The following is a 25,730-nucleotide window of genomic DNA, read 5'->3' as shown; positions in this document are numbered from 1 at the left end:
CCGCCGCCGGGCGTGCACCACTCGTCCTGCTGTCCTCCGGGCGTGCACCACTCATGCCAGCACCTCGTTCACGTTTCCGTTACCTTCCGCTCCAGCGGTCACGTAGAGATGCCGCTTCGATATGTACTGCACGACCCCGTCCGGTACGAGATACCAGACCGGCCGCCCCTCGGCCGCCCGCCGGCGGCATTCGCTCGACGAGATGGCCAGCGCGGGGATCTCGATCATGGTGACCGCGTCGGCGGGCATACCTCGCAGATGGTCGGCGAGATGGTCGATGTTCAGCTCGTACCCCGGCCGGCTGACCCCCACGAATTTCGCCAGCTCGAACAGCTCGGCCCAATCCTGCCAGGTGAGGATGCTGGCCAGTGCGTCCGCCCCGGTGATGAAGTACAGCTCGGCACCCGGATGCTGCGTACGCAGATCACGCAGGGTGTCGACGGTGTAGGTCACCTTGCTCCGGTCCACGTCCGCCCGGCTCACCGAGAACCGCGGGTTGGAGGCGGTGGCGATCACCGTCATCAGGTACCGGTCCTCGGCCGGGCTCACCTGCCGATCGGTTTTCTGCCACGGCTGCCCCGTGGGTACGAAGATGACCTCGTCGAGGTCGAACCGGTGCGCGACCTCGCTGGCCGCGACCAGGTGCCCGTGGTGGATGGGATCGAAGGTGCCGCCCATCACCCCCAGCTTGGGTCCGCCCTGGCCTGTTCCGTGCATGAGTGTCGAGCTTAACGGGTCGGCCATGGGCCCCTTCCGGCCGATCAGCCTTCGTCTGCGGGGTCGGCCGGCGGACCGCGGCGGCCGAAGCGTCGGCGGAGGTATCGCATCAGACCGGCAGCAACCGGGAGACGACAGCGGTGAGCTGGGCGGCGGACCGGCATTCGTGCATCTCGATGACCCGCTGGTACCGGTCGGCGGCGGAATCGCCGGACCCCCAGTTGGTGCGTGGTTCCGGGTTCAGCCAGTGCGCGTGCTTGGCGGTCTCGACCAGCTCGCCGAGCGTCGCGAGCTCCGGGTCCCGATAGTTGGTCCGGGCGTCGCCGAGGATGAGCAGCGAACTGCGGCTGGTGACGGCGTCGGGGAACTCCTCGGCGAAACTCGTCAGCGCGCTGCCGTAATCGGAGTGGCCGTTGAAGCCGACGATATCGGCCTCGGCGAAAATCCGCTGCATGGCCTCGTCGAGCTGGGTGTGCGGGTCGAAGAACCTGGTCACCTCGTCGGTGTGATCGACGAACGCGAAGATCCGCACCTTCGAGAACTGTTCTCGTAACGCGCTCACCAGCAGCAATGTGAAATTGCTGAAACCGGCCACCGAGCCCGACACATCACACAGCAGCACCAGTTCGGGCCGGCCGGGGCGAGGTTTGCGGTTCACCAGGTCGATCGGTACCCCACCGGTGGACATGGACTTGCGCAAGGTTTTGCGCAGGTCGATCTCGCCACGTTTGGCGTGCCGGCGCCGCACCGCGAGGCGCGACGCCAGGATCCGCGCCAGCCGCTGCGTGCTGCGTTTCAGCTCGGCCAGCTCTGTCTGCGAGGCACGCAGGAAGTCCACTTCCTCGGCCTGCCGCGGGACTCCGTAGGAAGCGACCCGTTCTTTGCCGATGCGTTCGGCCACCCGGCGCCGGGTTTCGGCCTCCACCGTGCGCCGGAACTTCTCGATCCGGGTGCGGGCGGCCCGGCGCGCGATCTCGGTCTCGAAATCGCTCATCCCCGGGGTGGCCATGGCGGCCAGGATCTGCGCGAGCAGTGTCTGCGGTTGTACGTCTTTGAGCGCCTGATACGACGAGAACGACGCACCGCGCGCCGACTGGTACTGACCCAGCTGTTCCACCAATTGGGCGGCCATCAGCGCCTGCTGCTCTCCGGATCCCTCCTCGGCGAGCATCTCGGCCAGCATGCGGCGCAACTCCGGGATATCGACCCGGCCGTCCTCGCGGTACGGGATCTCGATCTCCGCGGCGGCGGAGCGTTCGCCGAATGCGACCGGGAACCACAGATCGAACAGCCCGTCGTAGGTACCGCGATGGGTGGTGCGCCGCAGCAGCGCGCAGGCCAGCCCCTCGCGGACCGTCTCCCGGTCCATCAGGTCCAGCACCGACAGCACCCGGCCCGCGTCCACCGTCTCCGACGGTCCCACGGGTATGCCGCGCGCCCGCAGCGCCTCCACGAAACCGACCAGATGCCCCGGCAGCCCGTGCGGGGCGAGCGGCTGGTCGCCGGTGGCCATCACGGTCAGGCCGGTTTCAGATCGGCCAGCGCCCGCTGGTGGTCGCTACGGTGTTTGAGCACTACGCCGAGAGTTTCGCGGACCGTGGCGTCGTCGAGTTCGGTATGGCCCAGGGCGAGCAGAGTGCGGGCCCAATCGATCGATTCGGCCACCGAGGGCAGTTTCTTCAACTGCATCCCGCGCAGCACGTGCACGATCCGGACCAGCTGGGTGGCGACCGCCTGCGGGAGCTCCGGCACCCGGCTCGCCAGGATCCGCCGTTCCAGGTCCTCGTCCGGGAAATCGAGATGCAGGTAGAGGCACCGGCGTTTGAGTGCCTCGGACAGCTCACGGGTGGCGTTGGAGGTGAGCAAGACGAACGGTGTGCGGGCGGCGGTGATGGTGCCCAGCTCCGGTACGGTCACCGCGAAATCGCTCAGCACCTCGAGCAGCAGGCCCTCGATCTCCACATCGGCTTTATCGGTCTCGTCGATGAGCAGCACCGTCGGATCGGTGCGCCGGATCGCGGTGAGCAGCGGCCGGGAGAGCAGGAACTCCTCGGTGAACACATCGGATTTGGTCTCGGCCCAGTCGTTCTCGCTGGAGGCCTGGATCCGCAGGATCTGTTTCGCGTGGTTCCACTCGTAGAGTGCCCGCGCCTCATCCACACCCTCGTAGCACTGCAAGCGCACCAGTTCGGCGTCCGCGGTCTGGGCCACAGCCCGCGCCAGTTCGGTTTTACCGACCCCCGCCGGGCCTTCGACCAGCAGCGGCTTACCGAGCCGATCGGCCAGGAAGACCGAGGTCGCAGTGGCCTTATCGGCCAGGTATCCGGTCTCGGCGAGGCGGCGCACCACATCGTCCACCGATGCGAAGATCGGCTCCTGAACCGGCGTGATGGGGGAACTCGCGGGCTCCATGGGCCGTCCTTCCGTAGAACTTTCCCACCCCACGCTACCGGGCTGTGTTTATGGCGGCGCCTCCGGCGCCGCGGGGTCGGGGCCCTATTGACCCCGGTTCTTCGCTCCTTCGCTCAGTCGCTGCGCTCCTTCGCTACGTCGCTCCAGAACCGGGGCGGGCCCCGACCACAGAGGTCGACCATCCGGAGGTGGAATTCGGATCGTGGAGGGGTCAGGTGGGGCGGATCTGACCCGAACCCCGTACTACCCATTTCGAGGAGGTGAGTTCCGGCAGCCCCATCGGGCCGCGGGCGTGCAGTTTCTGGGTGGAGATACCGATCTCGGCGCCGAAACCGAACTGCTCGCCGTCGGTGAAGGCGGTGGAGGCGTTCACCATGACCGCCGCCGCGTCCACCCGGCGCGAGAACTCGTCGGCCGCCGCCAGTTCAGCGGTGACGATGGCCTCCGTATGCCCGGTACCCCAGGTGTTGATGTGCTCGATCGCGGTATCCAGATCGCCGACGACCTTCACCGCGATATCGAGGGTCAGGTACTCCTCGCCCCAGTCCTTGTCGGTGGCCGGGATCATGCCGTCGAGGTCGCCGTGCAGGGTGACGCCCTTGTCCGCGAGCGCCTTGCTCAGCCGCGGCAGCGCGGTATCGGCGATAGCCGCGTCGATCAGCACCGTCTCGGCCGCGTTGCACACGCTGGGGCGGCGGGTCTTGGCGTTGATCAGGATCTCTTCGGCCATATCCAGATCGGCGCCGGAGTGCACGTAGACGTGGCAGTTACCGGTACCGGTCTCGATCGTGGGGACCCGGGCGTCGCGTACCACCGCGTTGATCAGGCCCGCCCCGCCGCGCGGGATGACCACGTCCACCAGGCCCCGGGCCTGGATCAGATGGATCACGCTGGAGCGATCCGAACTCGGCAGCAGCTGTACCGTGTCGGCCGGGATACCGACCGACGTGAGCGCTTCCCGCAGCACCTCGACCAGTGCCGCGTTCGACCGCGCCGCCGACGAGGATCCGCGCAGCAGTGCCGCGTTCCCGGACTTCAGTGCCAGCCCGAAGGCGTCGACGGTGACATTGGGCCGCGCTTCGTAGACCATGCCGACCACCCCGAGCGGTACCCGGATCTGCCGGATCTCGAGTCCGTTCGGCAGCGTCGACCCGCGTTCCACGACCCCCACCGGATCGGGCAGTCCGGCCACTTGGCGCAGCCCCGAGGCGATCCCGTCGAGCCGGTCCTTGGTCAGCCGCAGCCGATCCAGCAGCGAATCCTCGGTTCCGGCGGCTTTCGCGGCGACCAGGTCTTCACCGTTGGCTCCCAGGACGGTGTCGGCGGCGGCCAGCAAGGCATCCGCGGCGGCGTGCAGCGCCTCGTTCTTCTGTGCGGTGGTGAGCTGGGCGAGCACGCGGGAAGCGACCCGGGCCCGGCGGGCGGCCTCGTGCACGGCCGCGCGCATATCGAACTCAGCGGTGGTCTCTACCGTCATGCAATACAGCCTACGCACCGGGAAAATCGTTTTCACCGGCGCTCGCCGCGCTAGGTTCTCCCCGTGACCACCCCACTGATCGCCGTGCTCGGCAGTATCAACATGGACTTGGTGACCACCACCGATCGCCGCCCCGACCCCGGCGAGACGATACTGGGCCGCGCCTTCACGATGGTGCCCGGCGGCAAGGGTGCCAACCAGGCGATCGCGGCGAGCCGGGCCGGTGGCCGGGTGTTGTTCCTCGGTGCGATCGGTACCGATGTGCTCGCTCCGCAACTGCGGGCTGTGCTGACCGAATCCGGGGTGGATACGACCGGGTTGCGCACGGTCGAGGGCCCCAGCGGAATCGCGGCGATCGTGGTCGACTCCGGCGGCGAGAACTCGATCATCGTGGTCGGCGGTGCCAATGCCCGGCTGACCGGTCCGAGCGCCGCCGACCGCACCGCCGTCGCCGCGGCCGATATCCTGCTGTGCCAGCTCGAGGTCCCGATACCGACCGTCGAGGAAGCGGTGCGGCACGCCCGGGACAATGGCACTACTGTGATCTTGAATCCGTCCCCGGCACAGCGTCTTTCCCGGGAACTGTGGAACTGTGTGGATGTCGCGGTGGTGAACCGCGGCGAAGCCGAGAATCTGGGCAGCGCCCTCGACGGGGTACCGCATCTCGTGACCACACTCGGTGCGGACGGAGCCCGCCATCGCGGCCCCGACGGCGCGGCGATCACCGTCACCGGACCCAGCGTCGATGTCGTCGACACCACCGGTGCGGGCGATACCTTCGCCGGCGCTCTGGCCGTCCGCTGGTCGCAGGGCCCGGCCGCGGCAATACGTTTTGCCTGTGCCGCGGGCGCGCTGGCCACCACCACACTGGGCGCCAGCGCCTCGATTCCGTGGCGGGCGGAGATCGAGGCGGCCTCAGCGACCGGTTCGGGCGGCGCGCACCACTGAGATACATCGCCGCCGGCTGGTTTTCACGCGCACAACCGCTCCCGGGTTCACCCCGCAGTGGCCGATTCTCCGGTCGGCTCCCGCGTCGAACCGAACGGATTCACCCGACGATGAAAAACGGATTCCACCCGGCGATAAATTCGAGTGCCTTCCTCGGTCCGGGGGCATACCGTGAATTACGGCGGCGGATATCGGTCCGCCCCGAATGGAAGGACCAGAACGATGTTTCCCGTCGAGCTGTCCGGTACCCGGGCACGGACGTTGATGTGGGCCCACGAGCACGATATCGATGCGGCGGCGCTGCAACAGTTGCGCAATATCGCCCGGCTGCAATGGGTCCACGGCGTCCGGGTCATGCCGGATGTGCACCTCGGGAAAGGCGCCACGGTCGGTTCGGTGATCGCTATGCGCGATGCCGTGGCACCGGCGGCGGTCGGGGTGGATATCGGCTGCGGGATGGAAAGTGTCCGCACCGACCTCACCGCCGCCGATCTGCCCGACGATCTGCGTTCCCTGCGTTCGGCCATCGAAGCGGCGGTGCCGGTCGGTTTCGCCGCCCACCAGCACCCCGTTTCGGTGAACAAGCTGGCACCCGGGCCGTCCGGAGTCGCCACCACGACCCTGCGCACCGGCTGGGACCGGTTCTGGTCGGCGTTCGGCCACCTCGACGACGCGGTCGCGCCGCGGGAGTCCAAGGCGCACAAGCAGATGGGTTCGCTCGGCGGCGGAAATCACTTCATCGAGATGTGCCTGGATCAGGACGATCAGGTGTGGATCCTGCTGCATTCGGGAAGCCGCAATATCGGCAAGGAAATCGCCGAGCGGCATATGGCCGTGGCGCGCACATTGCCGCAGAACCAGAACCTGGTCGATCGTGATCTGGCGGTTTTCCTGGCGAACACGCCGGAAATGGCCGCCTACCGGCACGATCTGAATTGGGCTCAGGAATACGCGGCACGAAACCGCGCGGTCATGCTGGCGCTTGTATCCCAGGCGGTACGGGCGCAGTTCCCGACCCGGGAGGTGCGGTTCGATACGCCCATAAGCTGTCACCACAACTACGTGGCCGAGGAAAAGATCGACGGCGTGCCCATGCTGGTGACCCGGAAGGGCGCGGTCCGGGCGGGCGCGGGTGATATGGCGCTCATTCCGGGCTCTATGGGTACTCGTTCCTACGTGGTGCGCGGTAAGGGCAATCCGGAGTCGTTCCAGTCGGCGTCGCACGGCGCGGGCCGCCGGATGAGTCGTAACGCGGCCAAGCGGCAGTTCAGTGTGGCGGATCTGATCGCCCAGACCGAGGGCGTGGAGTCGCGCAAGGACGCGGGTGTGGTGGACGAGATCCCGGCCGCGTACAAGAACATCGACGAGGTGATCGACGCCCAGCGCGATCTGGTCGATGTGGTGGCGACGCTGCGCCAGGTGCTGTGTGTGAAGGGCTGAGGCGGCGGTGCGCGCGAGCGCGGCCGTGACCTTCCGGTGCCGGGCGGCTTCCGACCGCCCGGCACACTGCCGGGCCGGATCACGGCGGCCTGTATCAGCCGGGAAGTCGGCGGCGGCGCAGTGCGGCGATGATCCCGATCCCCGCCAGCAGGACGCCGAACACCAGCACCACTCCGCTCGACAGCCAGGTGTGTAGCGCCCGGGCCAGATCGGCGGGCAGTCCGGGCGACGCCGAGATCAGCCGGTAGGTCTCCCGGGGCGCCACGATCTGCACGACGGCGGGGGCGATCCCCCACACCACCCCGGCGACCACCCCGGCCGCGGGCTCGTACATCGCGAGACCGGCGACCACCAGGAGAAGCACCGCCCCGAGTACTGATTGCGCGGGCGACAGCCAGCGGTCCCCGGTATCCCACCAGCGCCCGCCGGTCACCGCGCTGTTGGCCGCGATACCGATCGCCACCGGCGTGAGCATTACCGCGAACAGCGATACCGGCAGCGAGCGCCCCCATCGACCCGGCCGCCATCGAGGGCCGTCGTCCCGACGCACTCGTTCGGGGCGACCGTCCGACCGCTCCGGCGCGGCGGCACGTCCCGGCAGCACCTTCGCGGGAGCTTTGCCCGGCCGCGTGTCCGTGTCCGCATCAGGTGCCCGCGATTGCGCGGCTGTGGACTTATCGACCCCAGTGGTCATACACACTCCTCCGGATCGATCGACGGTTACGGCGGCACCGGCGCACCGCGGGATGCTTCGCACCTTCGCATACCGAGGTTCACCGACCACTACGCCGGTCGACGGACAACGTCGTCAACCGGCGGAGAACACTCGGCCAACAACGTGTGCCGCTCCCGCCCTGCGCGCCCGCGGACGGAGCGCGCGGAGTCGTCGGCGACGGTTCGGAGGAATCCGTTGCCGCGGCACATTCCCCGAACTAGCCATTGACTAGTTATCAGTCGATGCATACTCTTTATCTTGTTATCAGTCGATAACCACAAGCTGCCCGGCACCGAGCGGCCGGACAACCCGACACCCGCTTCGGAGGAACCGCATGTTCGACACCCTGATGCTGTTCGTGATCCCCACACTGGTCCTGCGCCTGCTGGGCCTGATCGGCGTCCGCCGGTTCGGCACCTGGCGGGTCAGCGCCGCCCACGGGCTGGCCTTTCTGTTCACCATGACCGGGCTCGCGCATTTCGCACCCGATTCGGTCACCGTGATGCCCAGCCACGCCGATCTGGTGGCCATGGTCCCGTCCTTCGTCCCGTTCGCGGACTTCGCGGTGTATGCCACCGGGGTATTGGAACTCGCCGGTGCCGTGGGACTGGTGGTGACGGGCACCCGCCATTGGGCCGGACTCGGGCTCGCGGCGCTGCTGGTGATCATGATCCCGGCCAATATCTATGCGGCGCTGGAGGATGTTCCGCTCAACGGAGAAGCCGCCACCCCGCTGTGGTTCCGGATCCCGGAACAGATCGTGTACTTCACGCTGGCGCTGTGGGTCGGCCGCGCACTGCCCGCGATCCGGCCGAACCGCGAGACCGCCGGAACACCCGCGGAGGCAGCGGTGCGCTGAGACCGGCGGCGGATCGTCCCTGCTCCTCCCGGATTCCGGGCGAGCAGAGACGATCCGCGAATCTCAGCCCTGCTGGGTCGGCACCAAGATCAGCTCGGCCACATTGAGCCGGGCCGGTACCGAGGTCGCGAAAGCGATCGCCTCCGCGATATCCACCGGCTCCAAGATCGTGAACTCGGTACGCCACTGCTCCAGCTGGGCCTTCTGTTCCTCCCCGCGCATACCCGCGCCGAGTTCGGTGGCCACGAAACCGGGTTCGACGTTCTTCACCCGGACCTTGCGGGGTCCGAACTCGGCGCGCAGGTTACGGGTCAGATGCGCCACCGCGGCCTTGGTAGCGGTGTACACGGCGTATTCGGTGAACACGGCATGACCAGCTACCGAACCCACCAGAACCAGGTCGGCGCGGCGATCGTCACCGGCGGCGGCCAGCAGATCGTCGATGAACGCGCGGGCCGTGTACAGCAGCCCGGTCACATTGGTCCCGACCATCTGGTCCCATTCGTCGACCTCGGCGGATTCGAACGGCGCACCCAGCATCACACCCGCGTTCGCCACCACCAGATCGACCGGCCCCAGCGCCGCCCGCACCGTGGCTGCCGCAGCACGCACCGATTCCCGGTCGACCACATCGGCGACCACCGCGATCGCGTCCCCGCCGATCTCGGCGGCCAACTCTTCTATGCGCTCCTTGCGCCGGCCCAGCAGCGCGACCTTGGCGCCGTCCGCCGCGAGACGGCGTGCCGTCGCGGCGCCGATCCCGCTGGAAGCCCCGGTGATCACCGCTACCCGGCCGTTCGATTTCTCGTTGTACGTCATGTCCACCACATTCGGCCCGCACCGGCCGCGCTACCAGGTCGCGGACTTCCTGGTAGTCGCAGGGCCAGTCAGCCGGACCCATCCGCTCCTACCCTGGAGCTCATGGATTCGGACAACCGCCTGGGCACCTTCCTGCGAGCCCGCCGTGAACTGGTCCGGCCGGAGGACTTCGGGTTGCCCGGTGGCGGTCAGCGGCGGGTCGCGGGGCTGCGGCGCGAGGAGATCGCCCTGCTCGCGGGGGTGAGTGCGGACTATTACATCCGGCTGGAGCAGGGCCGGGACAAACACCCTTCGGAACAGGTGGTCACCGCGCTGGCCCGGGTGTTCTCCCTCGACGACGAAGCCACCGCGCACCTGCGGGAACTCGCCCGGCCGGCCCCGGCCCGGGCGAAACGCCCCCGCCGGCCCGAGCGGGTGGCGCCGGGATTGCTGCGGCTGATGGATCTGTGGGAGCGGACCCCGGCACTCGTCCTGGGCCGCAGCCTCGACGTGCTGGCGGCGAATCCGCTGGCCGTCGCGGTGAACGCGTGCTCGGTACCCGGGATCAACCAGGTGCGGATGGTCTTCCTGGATCCGCAGGCGCGGCAGGTCTATCCCGAATGGTCCTCGATCGCTGCCGATACGGTCGCGAGTCTGCGCGCCGCCGCCGGTACCGACCTCGACGATCCGCGATTGACCGAACTTGTCGGTGAGCTGTCGCTCAAGAGCGAGGAATTCCGGCAGCTGTGGGCACGCCACGATGTGCGGACCAAAACCTCCGGGGTGAAACGATTCCACCACGAGATGGTCGGCGAGTTGACCCTCTCCTACGAGAGTTTCACCGTCAACGGGGCTCCGGGTGAGACGCTGATCGTCTACCACGCCGAACCCGGTTCGCCGTCGGAGCGATCGCTGTCACTGCTGGGCAGCCTGACCGTCGACGCCGGCGCAGACCCACAGCCCCAGCCCGCTGCCCACCACGACAATCGGTGAGTCGCACGCAAAGGATAGAGGCCGAGTTTTCTACCGCATCGGTATCTCCGATTCCCGTAGGGGGCCATGGCGGGTCCATCGCCGGATATCCGGCCATTCGGCGCCGGTGATCATCCCATTTTTCCGTATCTCTGCCAGCCGGGCCAACGCCCCCTCGATCGCGGTATCGCTCAGCTGGAGATCCTCGAGCGCCGCGCGTAGTTCTCTCGGATCCACGGCTTTGACGCTGCGCATGATGTCGTCGTCGAGTTTGTCATTGTGGAATGCCTTCACGAAATCGGATCGGATCCCGGCCCTCGGGTCCGGCGCCTCGGGGAAAGCGAGCCCGTGATCGATCGCGACGACCTCGCCGCCCGGTCTCGTCAGGTAGTTGTCCCAGTGCCGATCGGTATTTGCCATCACATAGTCGAGTACCGCCATCTGCTGTCGCTCGGGGCGCGAGTAGGCCAGGATGGAAACGCCCCGGGTCGACTGCACCCACTCTTGTACCGAACCCGGTCCGTAGGGCCCGTTTGAAAGCTTTACTGTGGAAGATCCATCCATGAATCCAAGGTATTTATTCATGAAAGCCTCCATATTCCATCAATCCGGTTAGCAAAGGTAAACGAATGGCCTCTGGAGCTACGCTTCCCCGAAGGGCTTTGGGCCGTCAGCTGCGAAAGTTGCGAGAGCGCAACGACATCAACCAGGCGGAGGCGGCGCGGATCGCCGAGACGAGCCCGCAGACGTACGGCAGGCTGGAGGATGGCCGGATCACCAAAGTGACGGACATGCTTCTCAATACGCTCGCGAACGCCTACAAAGCAACTGATGCCGAACGTCGGCTGCTGCTGGCCCTCACCGGAGAAATCCGGACCTCCGGCGCTTCGGGGGGAGGTTGGTGGCGAACCTACGCGGACTCGATGGCGACGAACTTCGATCACTACCTCTCGCTGGAAGATGCCGCGAACTGGGTGACCTCATGGCAAACGACACTGGTTCCGGGACTACTCCAGACACGGGAGTACCGCCGCGCGATCACGTAGGCGACTTCCCCGGATACCGAGCCAAAAGACGTGGATCGAATGCTCGACATGGCCGCCGAACGCCAGGTGATGCTCGACCAGGAGGGCTTCCGATTCGAGGCACTGCTCACCGAAGGGGTGCTCCATTACCAGGTCGGTAGCCCGGAGATAATGGCCGGCCAGATCCAGAACCTGGTGAACCGGTCGGAGCATGTGGAGATCCGTATCGTGCCGTACCGGGCGAAGAATCCGGCAGGACTCATCGCCTCGCCGTTCGTTCTGTTCTCGTTCCCGCCCCTGCTGACCAGCAAGCTTCAGGAACCCTGGTGAGTGGGACGCCTTCATTGACGGCGCGAAGACCGGCGAGTTCGACCGCCCCTGATCTCTGAAGCGCAGAACCCAGGGAGCTTCGGTTCACGCGGTCGTCGCAACACTCTCGATGTGGAGATTGCGGCGACCGTTCGTATTCGACTCAGTTCGATGAGTCCTGAGAGCAGAACATCCTCTGGGTGCTACCCGGGTCACTCGATCGGGTAACCGGTGCTCTCGTCTCGTCCTTCGGTTCCGGGGAAGCCCGGATCGTCCGCGTCCCACAGAGACCGATCTCGGCCCGTGGGTCGCCCCCCGTTATGTACGTCACTCCGGCGTATCGCCCGGCCGGGGCCGTCGTGGACGGCTATGGTCGGACCATGGCTGGCGGCGCGGGCGCGGCGGTGGAGTTGACGGTCGGAGAGCGCGAGGTTCGTATCTCCAACCCCGACCGGGTGTATTTTCCGGAATCCGGCACGACCAAACTCGATCTGGTGCAGTACTACCTGAGCGTGGGCGACGGGATCGTCAACGCACTACGGGAGCGGCCCTGCATGCTGCACCGCTTTCCGAAGGGGCTACCGGGCGGGAAAGTTCATCAGAAGCGGCTGCCCTCCGGGGCGCCGGACTGGGTGTCCACCGTGCGCGTGTACTTCCCGCGTTACGGCCGGCACGCCGACGAACTCTGCGTCGGCGAACTGGCGGAGGTTATCTGGGCCGTCCAGATGTCCACCGTCGAATTCCATCCCTGGAATTCACGCCGCGCCGATACCGAGAGCCCGGACGAATGGCGGATCGACCTCGACCCCATGCCGGACTGCTCCTGGTCCCGGGTACAGCGGGTGGCCGGGGTGGTCCGTGAGGTGCTCGACGAGATCGGCGCGGTCGGCTGGCCGAAAACATCGGGCGGCAAAGGATTGCACGTCTATGTGCGAATCGCGCCCGATCACGGTTTCCAGCAGGTGCGCCGCGCCGCGCTGGCTTTCGCCGGAGAGGTCCGCCGCCGGGCTCCCGATGATGTGACAACCACCTGGTGGCGGCGCGACCGCGATCCGGCGCAGCTGTTCATCGACTACAACCAGAATGCCCGCGACCATACGATCGCGGCCGCGTATTCGGTCCGCGGCACTCCGGCGGCGACGGTGTCGACCCCGGTGAGCTGGGACGAGATCGACGATATCCATCCCCGCGATTTCACCGTCGCCACCGTTCCCGAGCGGTATCGCCGTCTCGGCGATCTGCACGCGGGCATCGATGACGCGGTATTCGACCTGACGCGCCTGATCGAATGGGCCGACCGCGACGAGGTGGACCTCGACGAGGACCCCGGCCCACAGTCCTGACAGCCCGGGCGTTCTTCACCCGTGCGGGCTCACCGCCAGGGTGCGAGCAGCCGATTCACCTCCGTACCGAGCGCGTACTGCAGGAACGGCCCGAAACTCACTCGCGCCACGCCCGCTTCGGCGAAGTACCCCTTATCACCCTGCTCCGGCAGCGTGACCGCGTTGACCGGCAGCGGCAATTCGGAGCACAGGCGGCGCAACACCTCCGGTTCGTGGCGGCCCACCGGATACAGCACATCGGCACCCGCCGCGGCCGCCAGGCGCAGCCGTTCGATCGCCGGGCCGACCAGTTCGGCCGGGTCACCGGCGGGGGCGAGCAGCAGATCGGTGCGGGCGTTCACGACGACGTGCACACCGGTATCGTCGGCGGCCTGCCGCAGCCGGCCCACCAGATCGGCGTGCTCCTGCGGCTCGCGCATCCGCCCGCCTTCCTTGTGCACTGTGTCCTCGAGGTTGAATCCGACCGCTCCGGCCTGCAACAACCCGTCGATCAGCGCCGCCGGCTCGACACCGTATCCGGACTCGAGATCGACCGAGACCGGCACATCCACCGCGGCGGTGATCTCCCGGACCCGGCCGAGCACATCGGCGAAGGCCATACCTTCCCGATCGGATTTGCCGACCGAGTTGGCGAGCGGGTGGCTACCGACCGTGAGCGCCGGAAAACCCTCCTGCTGTACGAGATCCGCCGACCAGGCGTCCCAGACCGTGGGCAGGATCACCGGGTCACCGGGACGATGGAGTGCTAGGAACGCGGCGGCCTTCTCGGGCAATGTGGTCACCACACCGATCCTGCCGTACCCGGGCACGAGTTCGTACTCTCGGTCGCGTGTCGCCCGCGACGACGATGCCGTCGGCGGCAGTATGTGCCGGTGTGAATATGCGCAATCGGCCGGTCGGGCGCAGCGGTGCGGCGGATATCGCCGCCCGGATCTGCCATTTCCTGATCGCCCTGGTCATCGCCGCGGCGCTGGTGACGCAGCTGGTGTTGTTGTTCACCGGAGGTGCGGACGCGAACTCCGGGCGCGCGGATCCGGACGCCGGTATCGCGACGCGACTCATCCGCCTGTTCAGCTACTTCACCATCCAGAGCAATCTGTTCGTGCTGGTCACTTCGGCGGGGCTGGCGATCCGGCCCGATCGCGACGGCCGGCTCTGGCGGGTGGTGCGGGTGGACGCCCTGCTCGGCATCGTGATCACCGGTCTGGTCTTCGCGCTGGTACTCGCCGACGAGGTGCACCTCACCGGCGCGGCCTGGTGGGCGAATCTCGGATTCCACTACATCGCGCCCTGGGCCACCCTGGGTGTCTGGCTGGTCTTCGGGCCACGACCGCGGATCGACCGGGCCACGATCGCCGCGGCGTTCGGCTGGCCGATCGGCTGGATCGGATACACCTTCGCCCACGGCGCCGTGACCCACTGGTATCCGTATCCGTTCCTGGACGCTGCCCAGCAGGGGTACGCGACCGCGCTGGTCAACACACTCCTGGTGGTCGTACTCGCGGTAGTGCTCATCGGGGCATTCGCGGTGCTAGACCGGCTTCCCGCCGCCGCGGGCCGGGCCTGGCCGGATATCGATCCGGACGAGGAGATCAGGCCGGGGTCGCCAGCGCGAACGGAAGGACAGCCGGAGCACCCGCCCGGCGCAGCGCCCACGCGGCCACGGTGAAGGTCCAGCCGGTATCGGTAAGGGTGTCCACCAGCAGGATCGGACCGTCCACGGCACCGAGGTCGGGGACCTCCCACGCATCGTGCAGGGCGGCGACCCGGTGGGCCGAGTTGACCGCCGACACCGGTGGCCGGTCGGGACGGATGTGCAGGGTGCCGAGATCGCGGAGCCGACCGATTTCGGCGAGGCGCTCGGCCAGCGAACCCGTGAGCACCGGATGGGTGGACGATTCCAGCGCCAGCACCGAGGTGGGCCGGACGGCCCAGTCCCATTCCCGGAGTACCGGTATGCAGGCATGCACGACCTCGTCCGGCACCGGGCCGTCGGGACCGTCGAGGACCGGACGTAACCGCCGGCCCCAGCCGAGCGAATTCAGCCGGCCCAGCACCCGCCCGGTCTCGGCGCCGGCGGTGATCTTGCCCGACAGCGGCACACCGAGTTTCGCCATACCGGTCGGCCACTGTTTACGGGGTGCGAGATCGATACCGGGCCGGTCGAGCCGGGCCCGGGTGGCGTCGACGGCAGCGCTGTCGACGGCGGTATCGCGGTGCTCGCCGGTGCAGTTGTCGCAGCGGCCGCACTCGCCGGTACCGGATGCCGCGGCCAGCAGGGCCGGATCGTCGAGCTGCCGGCGCAGGAACTCCATCCGGCAACCGGTGGTGACCTGGTAGTCGAGCATCGCCTGCTGTTCGGCCGTGCGCGCGGCGTCGAGGCGTTCGTAACGGTCCGCGTCGTAGGTCCAGGGCTCCCCGGTACCCAGCCAGCCACCACGAACCCGGCGGACCGCGCCGTCGACATCGAGCACCTTCAGCACCATGTCGAGCCGGGACCGGTTGAGTTCGACCAGCGGTTCCAGGGCCGCGGTGGACTGCGGGCGCTCGCGGTCGAGTGCTTCGAGGACCGAACGGACCACGTGTTCGCGCGGAAACGCGACCGAGGCGAAATAGCTCCAGATCCGGGCGTCCTCGGGCCCGGGCAGCAGCACGACCTCGGCGCGTTCGGTGGCTCGCCCGGCGCGGCCGACCTGCTGGTAGTAGGAGATCGGTGACGACGGGGCGCCCACATGGACCACGAAACCCAGATCGGGTTTGTCGAAGCCCATGCCCAGCGCGGAGGTGGCGATCAGCGCTTTGACCTCGTTGTTCAGCAGGGCGGTTTCGAGCGCTTCCCGCTCGGCGGGATCGGTCTGGCCCGTATAGGCGGCCACCTTGTGGCCGCGCGAGTTCAGCACATCGGCGAGATCGTGGGCTCCGGCGACGGTCAGGGTGTACACGATCCCGGACCCCGGCAACCGGTCCAGATGACCGCCGAGCCAGGTCGTGCGTTCCACGGCGTCGTCGAAACGGACCACCGACAGATGTAGTGAGGCGCGATCGAGGTCCCCGCGCAGGACCAGGGTGTCGGTGCCGATCTGCCCGGCCACATCGGTCACCACCCGATCGTTGGCCGTGGCGGTGGTGGCCAGGACCGGGACCTCGCTCCCGAGGTCGGCGATCAGGGTTCGGATACGGCGGTAGTCCGGGCGGAAATCGTGCCCCCAATCGGAGACACAGTGCGCTTCGTCGATCACCACCAGACCGGCGTCGGCGGCGAGCCGGGGTAGTACCTGGTCCCGGAAATCGGGATTGTTCAGCCGTTCGGGACTGACCAGCAGTACATCCACGGCACCGCCGGCCACCTGCTGATGGATCTCGTCCCATTCGGTGACGTTCCCGGAGTTGATGGTCGCCGCCACGACACCGGCCCGCTGGGCGGACGCGACCTGGTTGCGCATCAGGGCCAGCAGCGGCGAGACGATCACGGTAGGCCCGCGCCCCTGGGCACGCAGCAGCTTCGCCGCGATGAAGTACACCGCGGACTTACCCCACCCCGTGCGCTGCACCACCAGCGCGCGCCGTTTACCGACCACCAGCGCTTCGATCGCGGTCCACTGGTCTTCCCGCAATCGCGCGCCCGGTCCGGCGAGCTCCCGCAGCAGCCCCTCCGCGTGCTCACGTAGTTCACCGGCGACTCCGCCGGCCCCGCCCATGGTGCTGCCCGGTGCTGTCGACATGGCGCCCATACTGCCGCAGGCCACCGACACCGGCACCACACGGACGGTCCGCCGCGGTTTCCGCGGATGTCTCCGGGCGGGTGGTCGCGGCCGGCGGGATCGAGATCAGCCGAGTAGTTCGTCGACGTAGCACCAGCGCCACGCCTCGCCGGGCTCCACACTGCGCATCACGGGGTGACTGGTCGACGTGTAGTGACCGGCCGCGTGGTTCCCGGGCGAGGAATCGCAGCAGCCGATATTGCCGCAGGTCAGGCACATGCGCAGATGTACCCAGGTCAAACCCTCCGCCAGGCATCGCGCGCACACATCCGGCTGATCCGATTCACCGAGCAGCGGGGCGGCCCGCAGATGCGCGCAGTCCTCGGCCGAACCGCCCGGGATCGCCAGCGTCTCGACCCGGTCCTCGTCGTCGCCCTCGTCGAACCTGTCGATCATCGACTCCTCCAGGTCCAGCCGGGCCAGCACATGCTGCAGGATCTCGTAGTCCACGCCTCCGGCGTCACGAACCCGCAGCACCGTCTCCCGTTCGGCACGCAGCATCTCCAGCCGCAAGCGCCGATATTCCGCCGTCGGGGTCGCCAGCTCCGATTCCGGGCGGCCGAGCCGCTCCCAGGCCGCGTTGGTCCGCCAGGTGACCCGGTCGCGCAGCGAGTTCACGACTTCCTCCGGGGTGTCCGGGCCGATCGCCGCGTCGAGCGCGGCCAGTCCCGCGTTGGACGCCTGAGTCAGCAGGTTCGCCTTCTGCAGCGCGTCCTCGGCACGGCTCGGCCCACGCAGGCGCATCCGCCGCACCAGCCACGACAGCGACGTCCCCTGGAGCAGCAGCGTGCCCGCGACGACGACCAGGGCCAGCAGTTTCAGCACCGGCAGCTGCGGGGTGTCGGCTGGGAGCAGCAGCACGGCGGCCAGGGTCACCACCCCGCGCATACCGGCCCAGGAGACCACTGTCGGATGGGCCAGTGGCTCCGGGGCACGGCCGAACGCGCGTTCGAGGAAGGTCCAGCCGAATACCCACACCGGCCGCGCCAGCATCACCGCCACCAGGACCGCGATCGCGGTCACGATCAGGGTGCCGTGGTCCAATCCGCTCGCCCACGCGTCCCGGACGATCGTGTTCACCTGCAACCCGATGATGAGGAACACCGCGCTCTCCAGGATGAACTGCGCGGTACCCCAGTTGATGCGTTCGGCGGTGCGCGAGGCCGCACTCTGCCATACCGGCGCACCGTGGCCCAGGATCATGCCGCAGGTGACCACCGCGATAACGCCGGAGGCGTGGATCTCCTCGGCGGGCAGATAGGCCAGGAACGGTGCCAGGAACGACAGGGTGGTGTCCAGGACCGGGTCGGTGATCCGCCGGCGCAGCAGGGCGAGCGCGTACGCGACCGCGATCCCCACCACCGCGCCGCCACCGGCAGCCAGCAGGAAGTCCCCACCGGCGTTCCACACCGACACCGCCCCCGCCGAGGCGGCGATCGCGGTCCGCAACGCCACCAGCGCGGTCGCGTCGTTGAACAGCGATTCGGCCTCCAGGATCGAAACGATGCGCCGGGGCATTCCGATTCGCCGCGCCACCGCCGTAGCGGCCACGGCATCCGGCGGCGCCACCACAGCTCCCAGCGCCACCGCCACCGCGAACGGCACCGGCAGCAGCCACCAGACGACCGCGGCCACCGCGAACGTACTGAACAGGACCAGACCCACCGACAGCGAGACGATCGCACCGATATTGGCCCGGAAATCGACCAGCGAGGTGCGGATCGCCGCGGTGTACAGCAACGGCGGCAGCAGCCCCAGCAGCACGATCTCCGGCTCCAGATGCACCTCGGGCACGAACGGCAGATACGAGGCGGCGACACCGGCCAGGGTCAGCGCCAGGGGTTCGGAGATTCCGGCTCGGCGCGCCAGCGCCGCCACGGCCGCCGCCGAGGCCACCAGGACAACCAGGCCGATCGCGATGTGCATCCGGGCATTCTCGCAGGTAGCCCGTGATCGTCGGCACCCTCGTCGGCGAGCGCCGGGTCCGCGTGCGCGGTCAGCGCCGCCCGGCCCGCCAATCGGCCGCGGTCACGGGTCGCAGAGCCGGTGACCCCGCGGCGACCCCCACGGGTAGTACCTCCGCACCCAGGACGACCGCCGACCACGAGTCGATATCCAATCCGGAGGTCAGAGCCCGGGTCAGGATCGTGGCACAGGCACCGGCCGAACCGGCGTCGAAATCCGCCGGTGCGGGCGAACCCGCCCGATCGAGATCGCGCAGGATACGGTCGAGCGCGACCGTCTTGTCGAAGGAACGACACGGCGTCCGGGCGTAGAGCGAGTCGGCGAGGGTGCGTGCGGATTCGGCGCTGTCGGCGCCGGTGTAGGCGCGGGAGATCGCCTCGGCACGACGGTTCTCCGGAAAGTAGACGGCCAGTTCGCGCAGTACGTCGGCCGGATCGTCCGGGATGTGAACCGGATCGAGCACTGTACCGCGCTGGCCGAGTAGGTGACGCAGCTGTCCCGGTCTACCGGCCCGAGGGGCGTCCGGACCGGCGGCTTCGGCCAGCCGCACCGGGGCGGGCAGTTCACCGTCGGGCCCCGCGACCACCAGCAGCAGGGCTTCGGAGATCGCGGCCAGCAGATCGGTGAGCCTGCGCCGTTCCGGGGAGACGGTGTTCCAGCGGTAGCGCCACAGTGCGCGGACCAGATGCCGGTTCAGATTCACGGCCGCGGTGTCGACTACCCGGAAACCTTCGCCGGACAACCATTTCAGCGTCGGATCCACCGCCCGCGAGACGATCGCGCCCGGTGTGAGCAACAGGAGCGAATGACGGGCGGCGAAGGCCGCGGGGTCGACCCGCATCCGCCACAGTTGTTCGATACTTTCGAGCAGATAGCTGTCGCCGAGATAGGCGGCGGCCTTGTCCTGTGCCGGAGTGAGCGCGCTCAGCAGGTCCGCCGGCTGTTCGGGTGGCGCCGCCGCGGGTCGCGCGGATTCGAGATCGGTCATACATTCCACCTCATTCCGGGCCCACCCCGGACAACACCGTCACCGTACCCGTGGAACCGTCCACCCGGATCCGCATTCCGGTCCGGAGTTTCGCGGTGGCTTCGGGCACGCGAACCACAGTGGGCACCCCGAGTTCACGAGCGACGGTCGCCACCGCGGTGAGTGGGCCGCCGTGTTCGATCACCAGGCCCGATACCGACGGCAGCGTCGCCACCCAATCCGGGTCCGCGCTCTCGGTGACGAGAATCCCGGAGCTCACATCACGGAGTCGCCGCGCCACCACCGCGGGTCCCTCGACCAACCCTGTGGTGGAGGCGGTGCCGGTCAACACCTCACCGTCGCGGGCGGGCGGGATCTGCGTACAGGGCGCCCAACCTTGTTCCGCCAGTTGCGCATCGGAGACTTCCGCACCCTCGGTACTGAAACGCACCGGAGCCGAGAGGCCATCGGCGGCGGCACGGGCGGCCTTACGCGCCGCGATCCGCACTCGCAGATCCGGTATCGGTACCCGGTCGTAACAGCCGCACAGTTCACCGACGGTCAGGTAGTCGATATCACCGGGCTCCCGCAGGACTGCCCGCGCGGCGAGATCGCCGGCCATCACCCGGATCATCGGGTCGAGGATGCCGACGGCACGGGCCCGGCTCGCCCGGATGCTGTCCCGGTGCGCGGCACAGCGGGCGGCGCGCACTCGCACCAGATCGTAGAGCCGGCGGCGGAGTCCGCCGAGTGTCCCGTCGAGGTAGGTGTCCGGCTCGATCCCGGTGATCCCCGGTGCCCCGGTCGCCACGCTCGGCCGCACCGCCGCGTACCGGAACGACCGCGGCGCCTCGGGCAGATAGGTCTCCGTCAGCGCGACCACAGCACCCATGAGAGTCAGTACGACAGAATCGAGCACCGTCGTCGGCCCCCACAGCAACACCAGTTCCCGATCCAGCCGCCGGTACTCCGCGTAGGCGTGCTCGCCGTGAACGTATTCGGTCCCCTCGTAACGGTCGCAGACGCGATCGAACTCCGTACGGAATTCCCGCATCATCGCCTCGATCCGTAAGGCCCGGCGCAGGAATACACCGGTCGTCCAGAGCCGCGATCGGACGCGGCGTACCCGGGAATCGAAGGTGAAGGGTGACAGCGACCGCGCGACTTCCTCCGGTACTCGATCGGTGGCGCCCAGCACTTCTTCGAGAGCTCTACAGTTCAACCGGTACCCGGGCCCGATACCCGCCAGCCGATACCAGTGCAGCAGGTTCCCGTACACCCGGCCGTGAAAACTCCCCAGCAGGTACGGCGTCCACGAATCCGTCTGCGCCACCTGGTCGTCCGGCACTTCGAGGCAGCGCGCGTATTCGCGGGCCACGCGTCCGTGGATTCCGGCGGCGACGGTGAAGGCCAAGGGCGAGGTGATCCCCGGAAAGGTCTGCGCCGCTGTGGCGTCGTCCCATATTCGCGGCTCCCCGGGTGCGACCGGCTCGCCGGCACCCCGGATCACGGCCGTCACGGCCGGCCGCTTCGCCGGGACCGGAGGTATATCGCGCCTGCTTCCGGCTCCTGGGTGTGGTCCTCGGAGCCGAAGGCCGCCCACTCCGGTAGCCGTGCTCCCGCCCCCGGCGCGTAGCGTTCGCGGGTCCCCCCGCCGGACCGCGCCGCGATCATCGTCTCGGTGTCATCCGTCCCGAGCACCCGCAAGAACCGACCTCCAAGCCCGTCTGTCACAACAGAACACCGTTGTCCGTTCCGGACGAGTAAACCCGAGGAAGGGCTCGTCCATCGCGTATTCGTGGTTTGTGTCGGATCACAGAGTCCGGGGCCCCGGCAGTGCCCGAGGTCAGCGCGCTGCGAAACAACCGATAGTCTGAGATGGCCCGCGCAGGTTTCGGTGAGGATGTGATTCCGCGTGAGTTGGAGCCTGACCCCCGACGAGTTCGCGCACGTATGGCGCCGAGCCGACCTGGACCGGATTCCCTATCCGCTGCGGGTACTCGAATCGCCGCGCACCGAGCGCGATGCCCGGCTCCTGCACGCCGAACTCGCACAGCGCTTCCCGCCCGACCCCGATCTCGATGCCTGTCTGCGTATTCTCGCCGTACCGCATACCCGGGTGATCGCCATCGGCGGATCCCCCGAACCCGGCCGGGAACTGCGGATACTGGGCTGCGTCGTCTACGACCGGGCGGTCCTGGCCGTCCAGGCGCCCGGCCGTACCCGGGAATTCGGCGGGCCGGTGCAGCTCTCGATCGGGCACAGCACCAAACTCGGCGCCCGGCTGGCGGCACTGCTGCCGAAGGCGCCGGCCGGCCGCTGTCCGGCCCGTACCGCGACGGCCGCGGCGGTCCGCGATACCGAAACCGTTATCCAGGAAGAGCGTGCCGCGCCGCTGATCCGGAAGCTGCTGTGCGCGCCGCATACGGCAGACGGGCACATCCGTATCGAAGCGCATCTCGACCGGCCGAATCCGGCACCGCCGCTGCACTACACCTGGCTCGATATCGAGGACGACGGCCGCTACCTGCTGAAGGCCGACGAGAACGTGCACATGGTGCCTGCCTCCCCCGAACAACTCGCCGCGCATCTGCAGAAACGTATTCCCGTCTGATCCCGGGATCGCCACAGACGGGCTGCCCGGACCATCGGTTGCGGCTACGCTGGGCGTGACCGACGGAGGGTACGCCAGTCATGAAGATCGAAGACAGTCGAGCCGAGATCGTCCGGTTCCGCCAGGCAGCCCATGCGGGAACCGTCAAGTTCGATCCGGAAGCGGCACGCCGCTGCGCGGAACTCTACGACCGTCAGGCCGATCGGCTCATCTACCTCCGGCAACGTCTGGAGGATGCGTCGGATCCACACGGTTTCGGCGGCCTGACCTCCGGTCGGCAGTTGCAGGCCGGGTTCGGGCACAAGGCCCGCGACGCCGCCGTACTGCTCGATCACTACATCGAAGCGGCCTACCGGATGAAGGAAGCGTTCCTGGTCAGCGGTGGGCTCTACGACGAGGCCGACGCCGCGAACGCCGCCGCCGTACGCGCCCTCGAAACGAGGCTCGACCGATAATGCGACACTGCGACACTGCGATACTGCGATACTGCGATACCTCCGCCTTCGCTGCGGCCTCCGCGGACCGCATGCACCCGCCTCGAAGGAGGCTGTATGACTGGAACGGATCCCGACTACATCAGCGCCATGGAGCATTTCGAAGCCATGCGCCATGAGGATATCTATCGGGCCACCCAGCAGATCGATGCCGGTGAGATCCTGCGGATCTCCGGTACCTGGATGCACGCCGCCACCACTCTGCAGACCTCGCTCCCACTGACCCGCGCCGGCGCGGACCGGGTGATGAACGCGATGGAATGGGACGGTGCGGCCGCCGACGCCGCATTCGCGAGCACCCGTAGCTTCGCCGATTCGGTGGAGGAACTGGCCGGGGTCCTCGGTCAAGTGGGGCTGCGCCTGGGTGCGGTGGCCGCGGCCGCGGAAGCGGTGAAGATCGCGGTCGTTCCGCCCGGCGATTCCGGGCCGGTCGGCGCGCTGGCCCGGCTGCTGGAGGCGGCCAAGGTGATCGATGCGCAGATGGTGCAGGAGGTGCTGCACCAGGAAGCGATCCTCACCATGAACATGGTCTACAAACCCGCCTATCTCGCCGCGGGCACCGCGGTGCCCGCACTCCCGGAACCTCCGGCGGCCCCTGGTGCGCTGCCGCCACTCGGACCGCCGGCCCCGCCCCGTGCTCAGGTCGACACCGCGGTCGGCGCGGGTTCGGCACCCGCCCCGGCCGGTTCGGCCCCCACCGTTTCCGGGTCCGGCGGCGATTCCACCGATTCCGGTGGTTCCACCGATTCGCCCGCACCGCAGCACGGTTCCACCCCACCGGCTCCGGCGACACCGAGTCCTCCGGCACCGTCCGCGCCGGAGAGTTCCCCCGCTCCTTCCCCGGAGCCGAGCGAGGAGACCCCGCGACCACCCACACCCGAGGAGCCGGCACCGACCGACGGCTCGGCACCTGCCGCGCCGCCCGCCCCTACCGAGCCCGCACCGGCTCCACCCGCCCAGCCGCCCGCGGCAGCGCAACCGCCCGCCCCTCCTTCCGAACCCGCGCCGGTCGAACCTCCGGCACCACCTACGCAGAACCCGACCGCGATACCGCTCTCGGATCCGGGGGGTCAGCCCGGTATCACCGGTCCGGTACCGGGACAGCGCGCTCCCGACCAGCCCGGAGTAATTCCGCCGCAGCAGCCCTGACCCGGGCGAGCTACTGGACCGGGAACTCCTGGACCCAGTGGAACCGCGGACCATTCAGCCGGAAGGCGGCGGGGTCGGTCGCGCGCAGGTCGATGGTCACCGGCCGGTCGGCCAGCTGCCCGTTCAGTCGCAGGACACCGGGTTCCGGACGGGTGTAGGTGAAGGTCGCGATCGGTGTATCCGCGGCATCCGGACCCGGTGGTCCGGTGACCGTGAGAGTGTGCGCGGGCCCGTCGAACTGCGCGGGCGCCGTCACCAGCGCCCCGTCCATCCGCTGCCAGGTCACCGTGCCCTCGGTCTCGACGACCAGCCGCTGCCAACGGGTCTCGTCGGTCAGCAGTGGCGGTACCGGATGTCCGTCGATACGGAACTCGGTGACCTCCCAGAGCCCGTACAACTCCGGCTTCGGCGCGCCACCCCCGTAGTCCTGCCAGCTGAACCAGCCGAATACCGCCACCCCGGCGACCAGCCAGACACCGATCGCCGCCTGGGCCGGCCCGGCGATCCGCTCGGCTCGGCGACTCACGAACAGCGGTGGTTGCACAGCGGGTTCGGCGCGGCGGGCGAGTACGAAGAAATCCGCGAACCGGCGGGCCTGCGGGGCGAGCAGGACCAGTGAGAACACCAGCAGATGGAACGAGAGGATCTTGACCGGAACGTCGAAGGTCATATTCAGCACGAACACCTGCGCCATGCTCACCACACCGAGCATCGCCCCGAGCGTCGCCGTGCGCGGGACCAGCAGCAGCAGACCGGCGGCCAGTTCCGCCACCCCGAGCAGTATCTCGTAGACCGGTGCGCTGCCCACCTGGAGCCACAGCACAGCCATCGGGGAGAACTGGCCGTAGGGCTGGATGAGTGCCGAGAGCGGAGGCGGCGGCATCTGGGTCGGCACCGCTTTGGCGATCCCGTAGAACAGCATCTGTCCCGCGACACACAGTCGCAGACCGGTCAGGAACCACGCTGCCGCCCGCGGGTAGGCGAGCCGGCGGCGGTCGAGCACCGACCACAGCACCGCCGCGGCGACGGCCACGACCAGCGCGCTGAACACCATCACCCAGATGATCGCCTGATCACCGCTGCCGGAGAGCCGGTTGAGCTGCACGTCGACGCCGAACACTGTTTGCCCGACCCACTTCAACAGCGGTTCGGTCCCGAGCAGCGGCCACATCGGCGCGGTATCGGGCAGGAACCGGTGTACGAATCCGGTGAAGACGAACAGGACCTGTCCGATCATCACGCAGAACAGCAGGCAGTAGACCACGCCGAACCGGAACGCGAACCGGGCCGGCCACGGCCAGCGCACCGGTGGCGAGCCCCCGGGTTCGGCCGGTGCGTGCCCGGATCCGGTCACCGTCTGCACCGCGTTCACACCGCACCTCGCTGTCCGACCTGTTCGACGCCCCGTCCGGCCCGAGCCGATCCTCCCTCGAATCTAGAACAGATCCCGGGCCGGGTACCTCCGTGACAACCCCGATTCCGCTGTCCTCCCTCCGCACGACTCCGCGGACCACGAAGATGGGCATTTCGGATTACCTACCGTCCGGCGGGAAGCGCGCCCGGTGGATCGCGAGGCGCCACCACAGCTCGCACGACCCCGCCGGGCACGCCGAGCTGCTGCGGCATGCGCGGGACGGCTATCTCGGTACCGCCGTGGACGACTGGGCCGGGCGCCACGACGCTGTCGCGTCCTTCGTGCACTACGCCACCGCCGCGATCACGGCCGCCTGTGCGACGGCCGAGTGAGTCCGGACCTGTACCGAAC

Annotated in this window: 23 protein-coding genes and 1 pseudogene; 11 read left to right on the top strand and 13 right to left on the bottom strand. The window is 68.4% G+C overall.

The window, feature by feature from the left end:
* Positions 1–51 precede the first annotated feature (51 nt).
* From nadD to IEY68_RS27975, 4 genes are all read right to left on the bottom strand, one after another.
* Positions 52–717 carry a nicotinate-nucleotide adenylyltransferase gene (gene nadD / locus IEY68_RS27990; protein WP_058856941.1) on the bottom strand — a complete coding sequence of 222 codons (666 nt, stop codon included), beginning with the start codon at positions 715–717 and terminating at the stop codon, positions 52–54.
* Between the two features lie 109 nt (positions 718–826).
* Positions 827–2,230, bottom strand: a complete 1,404-nt coding sequence (locus tag IEY68_RS27985; protein ID WP_058856971.1) for a vWA domain-containing protein — start codon at positions 2,228–2,230, stop codon at positions 827–829.
* Between the two features lie 5 nt (positions 2,231–2,235).
* A complete protein-coding gene (locus IEY68_RS27980) occupies positions 2,236–3,129 on the bottom strand; it encodes an AAA family ATPase (RefSeq protein WP_058856942.1) in 894 nt (297 codons plus the stop codon).
* 211 nt (positions 3,130–3,340) lie between these two features.
* A complete protein-coding gene (locus IEY68_RS27975; protein WP_058856943.1) occupies positions 3,341–4,606 on the bottom strand; it encodes a glutamate-5-semialdehyde dehydrogenase in 1,266 nt (421 codons plus the stop codon).
* Positions 4,607–4,669: 63 nt separating this feature from the next.
* Here IEY68_RS27975 and IEY68_RS27970 point away from each other — a divergent pair, with 63 nt between their 5' ends.
* Both IEY68_RS27970 and IEY68_RS27965 read left to right on the top strand, forming a co-directional pair.
* Complete coding sequence (locus IEY68_RS27970; protein WP_063916433.1) at positions 4,670–5,554, top strand: ribokinase; 885 nt, start codon at positions 4,670–4,672, stop codon at positions 5,552–5,554.
* 222 nt (positions 5,555–5,776) lie between these two features.
* Positions 5,777–6,994, top strand: coding sequence for an RtcB family protein (locus IEY68_RS27965; RefSeq protein WP_058856944.1), 1,218 nt, complete (start codon positions 5,777–5,779; stop codon positions 6,992–6,994).
* A gap of 94 nt (positions 6,995–7,088) precedes the next feature.
* Here IEY68_RS27965 and IEY68_RS27960 read toward each other — a convergent pair whose 3' ends face one another.
* The gene (locus IEY68_RS27960) at positions 7,089–7,688 is read right to left on the bottom strand and encodes a hypothetical protein (protein WP_058856945.1); all 600 of its coding nucleotides are present in this window, start codon (positions 7,686–7,688) and stop codon (positions 7,089–7,091) included.
* A gap of 355 nt (positions 7,689–8,043) precedes the next feature.
* On the opposite strand from IEY68_RS27960, the gene IEY68_RS27955 reads away from it, so the two are divergent.
* Positions 8,044–8,568: a DoxX family protein gene (locus IEY68_RS27955; RefSeq protein WP_058856946.1), complete on the top strand. Its 525-nt coding sequence runs from the start codon at positions 8,044–8,046 to the stop codon at positions 8,566–8,568.
* A gap of 63 nt (positions 8,569–8,631) precedes the next feature.
* Here the strand turns inward: IEY68_RS27955 and IEY68_RS27950 are convergent, their stop codons facing one another.
* Positions 8,632–9,387: an SDR family oxidoreductase gene (locus tag IEY68_RS27950; protein ID WP_058856947.1), complete on the bottom strand. Its 756-nt coding sequence runs from the start codon at positions 9,385–9,387 to the stop codon at positions 8,632–8,634.
* 102 nt (positions 9,388–9,489) lie between these two features.
* Between IEY68_RS27950 and IEY68_RS27945 the strand changes: the two genes are divergently transcribed.
* A complete protein-coding gene (locus IEY68_RS27945) occupies positions 9,490–10,359 on the top strand; it encodes a helix-turn-helix transcriptional regulator (RefSeq protein ID WP_058856948.1) in 870 nt (289 codons plus the stop codon).
* Positions 10,360–10,389: 30 nt separating this feature from the next.
* Here IEY68_RS27945 and IEY68_RS27940 read toward each other — a convergent pair whose 3' ends face one another.
* Positions 10,390–10,902, bottom strand: coding sequence for a hypothetical protein (locus IEY68_RS27940; protein ID WP_189094524.1), 513 nt, complete (start codon positions 10,900–10,902; stop codon positions 10,390–10,392).
* A 65-nt stretch (positions 10,903–10,967) separates the two neighbouring features.
* On the opposite strand from IEY68_RS27940, the pseudogene IEY68_RS36475 reads away from it, so the two are divergent.
* Positions 10,968–11,693: pseudogene (locus IEY68_RS36475) on the top strand (helix-turn-helix domain-containing protein).
* A 359-nt stretch (positions 11,694–12,052) separates the two neighbouring features.
* Positions 12,053–13,015, top strand: a complete 963-nt coding sequence (gene ligD, locus IEY68_RS27925) for a non-homologous end-joining DNA ligase (RefSeq protein ID WP_058856973.1) — start codon at positions 12,053–12,055, stop codon at positions 13,013–13,015.
* Between the two features lie 29 nt (positions 13,016–13,044).
* Here the strand turns inward: ligD and IEY68_RS27920 are convergent, their stop codons facing one another.
* The gene (locus tag IEY68_RS27920; protein WP_063000373.1) at positions 13,045–13,797 is read right to left on the bottom strand and encodes an isocitrate lyase/PEP mutase family protein; all 753 of its coding nucleotides are present in this window, start codon (positions 13,795–13,797) and stop codon (positions 13,045–13,047) included.
* A gap of 47 nt (positions 13,798–13,844) precedes the next feature.
* Here IEY68_RS27920 and IEY68_RS27915 point away from each other — a divergent pair, with 47 nt between their 5' ends.
* Positions 13,845–14,684, top strand: coding sequence for a Pr6Pr family membrane protein (locus IEY68_RS27915; protein ID WP_199805012.1), 840 nt, complete (start codon positions 13,845–13,847; stop codon positions 14,682–14,684).
* Here IEY68_RS27915 and IEY68_RS27910 read toward each other — a convergent pair.
* The 4 genes from IEY68_RS27910 to IEY68_RS27895 form a co-directional block, all read right to left on the bottom strand.
* Positions 14,608–16,737, bottom strand: coding sequence for a RecQ family ATP-dependent DNA helicase (locus IEY68_RS27910; protein ID WP_058856974.1), 2,130 nt, complete (start codon positions 16,735–16,737; stop codon positions 14,608–14,610). The genes IEY68_RS27915 and IEY68_RS27910 overlap by 77 nt on opposite strands.
* A gap of 105 nt (positions 16,738–16,842) precedes the next feature.
* The gene (locus IEY68_RS27905; RefSeq protein ID WP_058856952.1) at positions 16,843–18,702 is read right to left on the bottom strand and encodes a Na+/H+ antiporter; all 1,860 of its coding nucleotides are present in this window, start codon (positions 18,700–18,702) and stop codon (positions 16,843–16,845) included.
* A gap of 70 nt (positions 18,703–18,772) precedes the next feature.
* Entirely contained in the window at positions 18,773–19,729 is a 957-nt protein-coding gene (locus tag IEY68_RS27900; protein WP_058856975.1) for a head-tail connector protein, read from the bottom strand.
* Between the two features lie 10 nt (positions 19,730–19,739).
* Positions 19,740–21,227 carry a PEP-utilizing enzyme gene (locus IEY68_RS27895; protein WP_058856953.1) on the bottom strand — a complete coding sequence of 496 codons (1,488 nt, stop codon included), beginning with the start codon at positions 21,225–21,227 and terminating at the stop codon, positions 19,740–19,742.
* 396 nt (positions 21,228–21,623) lie between these two features.
* Here IEY68_RS27895 and IEY68_RS27890 point away from each other — a divergent pair, with 396 nt between their 5' ends.
* The 3 genes from IEY68_RS27890 to IEY68_RS27880 all read left to right on the top strand — a co-directional run bounded on the left by IEY68_RS27890 (position 21,624) and on the right by IEY68_RS27880 (position 23,965).
* On the top strand, positions 21,624–22,322 hold the full coding sequence (locus tag IEY68_RS27890; RefSeq protein WP_058856955.1) for an ESX secretion-associated protein EspG: 699 nt from the start codon (positions 21,624–21,626) through the stop codon (positions 22,320–22,322).
* A gap of 80 nt (positions 22,323–22,402) precedes the next feature.
* Positions 22,403–22,777 (top strand): hypothetical protein, encoded by a 375-nt coding sequence (locus IEY68_RS27885; RefSeq protein WP_058856956.1) that lies wholly within the window; start codon positions 22,403–22,405, stop codon positions 22,775–22,777.
* 96 nt (positions 22,778–22,873) lie between these two features.
* Positions 22,874–23,965: a hypothetical protein gene (locus IEY68_RS27880; protein ID WP_058856957.1), complete on the top strand. Its 1,092-nt coding sequence runs from the start codon at positions 22,874–22,876 to the stop codon at positions 23,963–23,965.
* Positions 23,966–23,975: 10 nt separating this feature from the next.
* On the opposite strand, the gene IEY68_RS27875 is transcribed toward IEY68_RS27880, so the two are convergent.
* Positions 23,976–25,337: a DoxX family protein gene (locus tag IEY68_RS27875; RefSeq protein ID WP_229719069.1), complete on the bottom strand. Its 1,362-nt coding sequence runs from the start codon at positions 25,335–25,337 to the stop codon at positions 23,976–23,978.
* Between the two features lie 92 nt (positions 25,338–25,429).
* Here IEY68_RS27875 and IEY68_RS27870 point away from each other — a divergent pair, with 92 nt between their 5' ends.
* A complete protein-coding gene (locus tag IEY68_RS27870; protein ID WP_058856958.1) occupies positions 25,430–25,711 on the top strand; it encodes an aminoglycoside adenylyltransferase domain-containing protein in 282 nt (93 codons plus the stop codon).
* Positions 25,712–25,730 lie beyond the last annotated feature (19 nt).

Source organism: Nocardia jinanensis (assembly GCF_014645735.1).
Lineage (GTDB): Bacteria > Actinomycetota > Actinomycetes > Mycobacteriales > Mycobacteriaceae > Nocardia > Nocardia jinanensis.
This window is presented reverse-complemented; position numbering and strand designations above follow the sequence as displayed.

Coding starts and splice junctions, on each gene's coding strand:
- nadD (WP_058856941.1), bottom strand. CDS start 717: ATGCACGGAACAGGCCAGGGCGGACCCAAGCTGGGGGTGATGGGCGGC.
- IEY68_RS27985 (WP_058856971.1), bottom strand. CDS start 2,230: ATGGCCACCGGCGACCAGCCGCTCGCCCCGCACGGGCTGCCGGGGCAT.
- IEY68_RS27980 (WP_058856942.1), bottom strand. CDS start 3,129: ATGGAGCCCGCGAGTTCCCCCATCACGCCGGTTCAGGAGCCGATCTTC.
- IEY68_RS27975 (WP_058856943.1), bottom strand. CDS start 4,606: ATGACGGTAGAGACCACCGCTGAGTTCGATATGCGCGCGGCCGTGCAC.
- IEY68_RS27965 (WP_058856944.1), top strand. CDS start 5,777: ATGTTTCCCGTCGAGCTGTCCGGTACCCGGGCACGGACGTTGATGTGG.
- IEY68_RS27960 (WP_058856945.1), bottom strand. CDS start 7,688: ATGACCACTGGGGTCGATAAGTCCACAGCCGCGCAATCGCGGGCACCT.
- IEY68_RS27955 (WP_058856946.1), top strand. CDS start 8,044: ATGTTCGACACCCTGATGCTGTTCGTGATCCCCACACTGGTCCTGCGC.
- IEY68_RS27950 (WP_058856947.1), bottom strand. CDS start 9,387: ATGACGTACAACGAGAAATCGAACGGCCGGGTAGCGGTGATCACCGGG.
- IEY68_RS27945 (WP_058856948.1), top strand. CDS start 9,490: ATGGATTCGGACAACCGCCTGGGCACCTTCCTGCGAGCCCGCCGTGAA.
- IEY68_RS27940 (WP_189094524.1), bottom strand. CDS start 10,902: ATGGATGGATCTTCCACAGTAAAGCTTTCAAACGGGCCCTACGGACCG.
- ligD (WP_058856973.1), top strand. CDS start 12,053: ATGGCTGGCGGCGCGGGCGCGGCGGTGGAGTTGACGGTCGGAGAGCGC.
- IEY68_RS27910 (WP_058856974.1), bottom strand. CDS start 16,737: ATGTCGACAGCACCGGGCAGCACCATGGGCGGGGCCGGCGGAGTCGCC.
- IEY68_RS27905 (WP_058856952.1), bottom strand. CDS start 18,702: ATGCACATCGCGATCGGCCTGGTTGTCCTGGTGGCCTCGGCGGCGGCC.
- IEY68_RS27900 (WP_058856975.1), bottom strand. CDS start 19,729: ATGACCGATCTCGAATCCGCGCGACCCGCGGCGGCGCCACCCGAACAG.
- IEY68_RS27885 (WP_058856956.1), top strand. CDS start 22,403: ATGAAGATCGAAGACAGTCGAGCCGAGATCGTCCGGTTCCGCCAGGCA.
- IEY68_RS27880 (WP_058856957.1), top strand. CDS start 22,874: ATGACTGGAACGGATCCCGACTACATCAGCGCCATGGAGCATTTCGAA.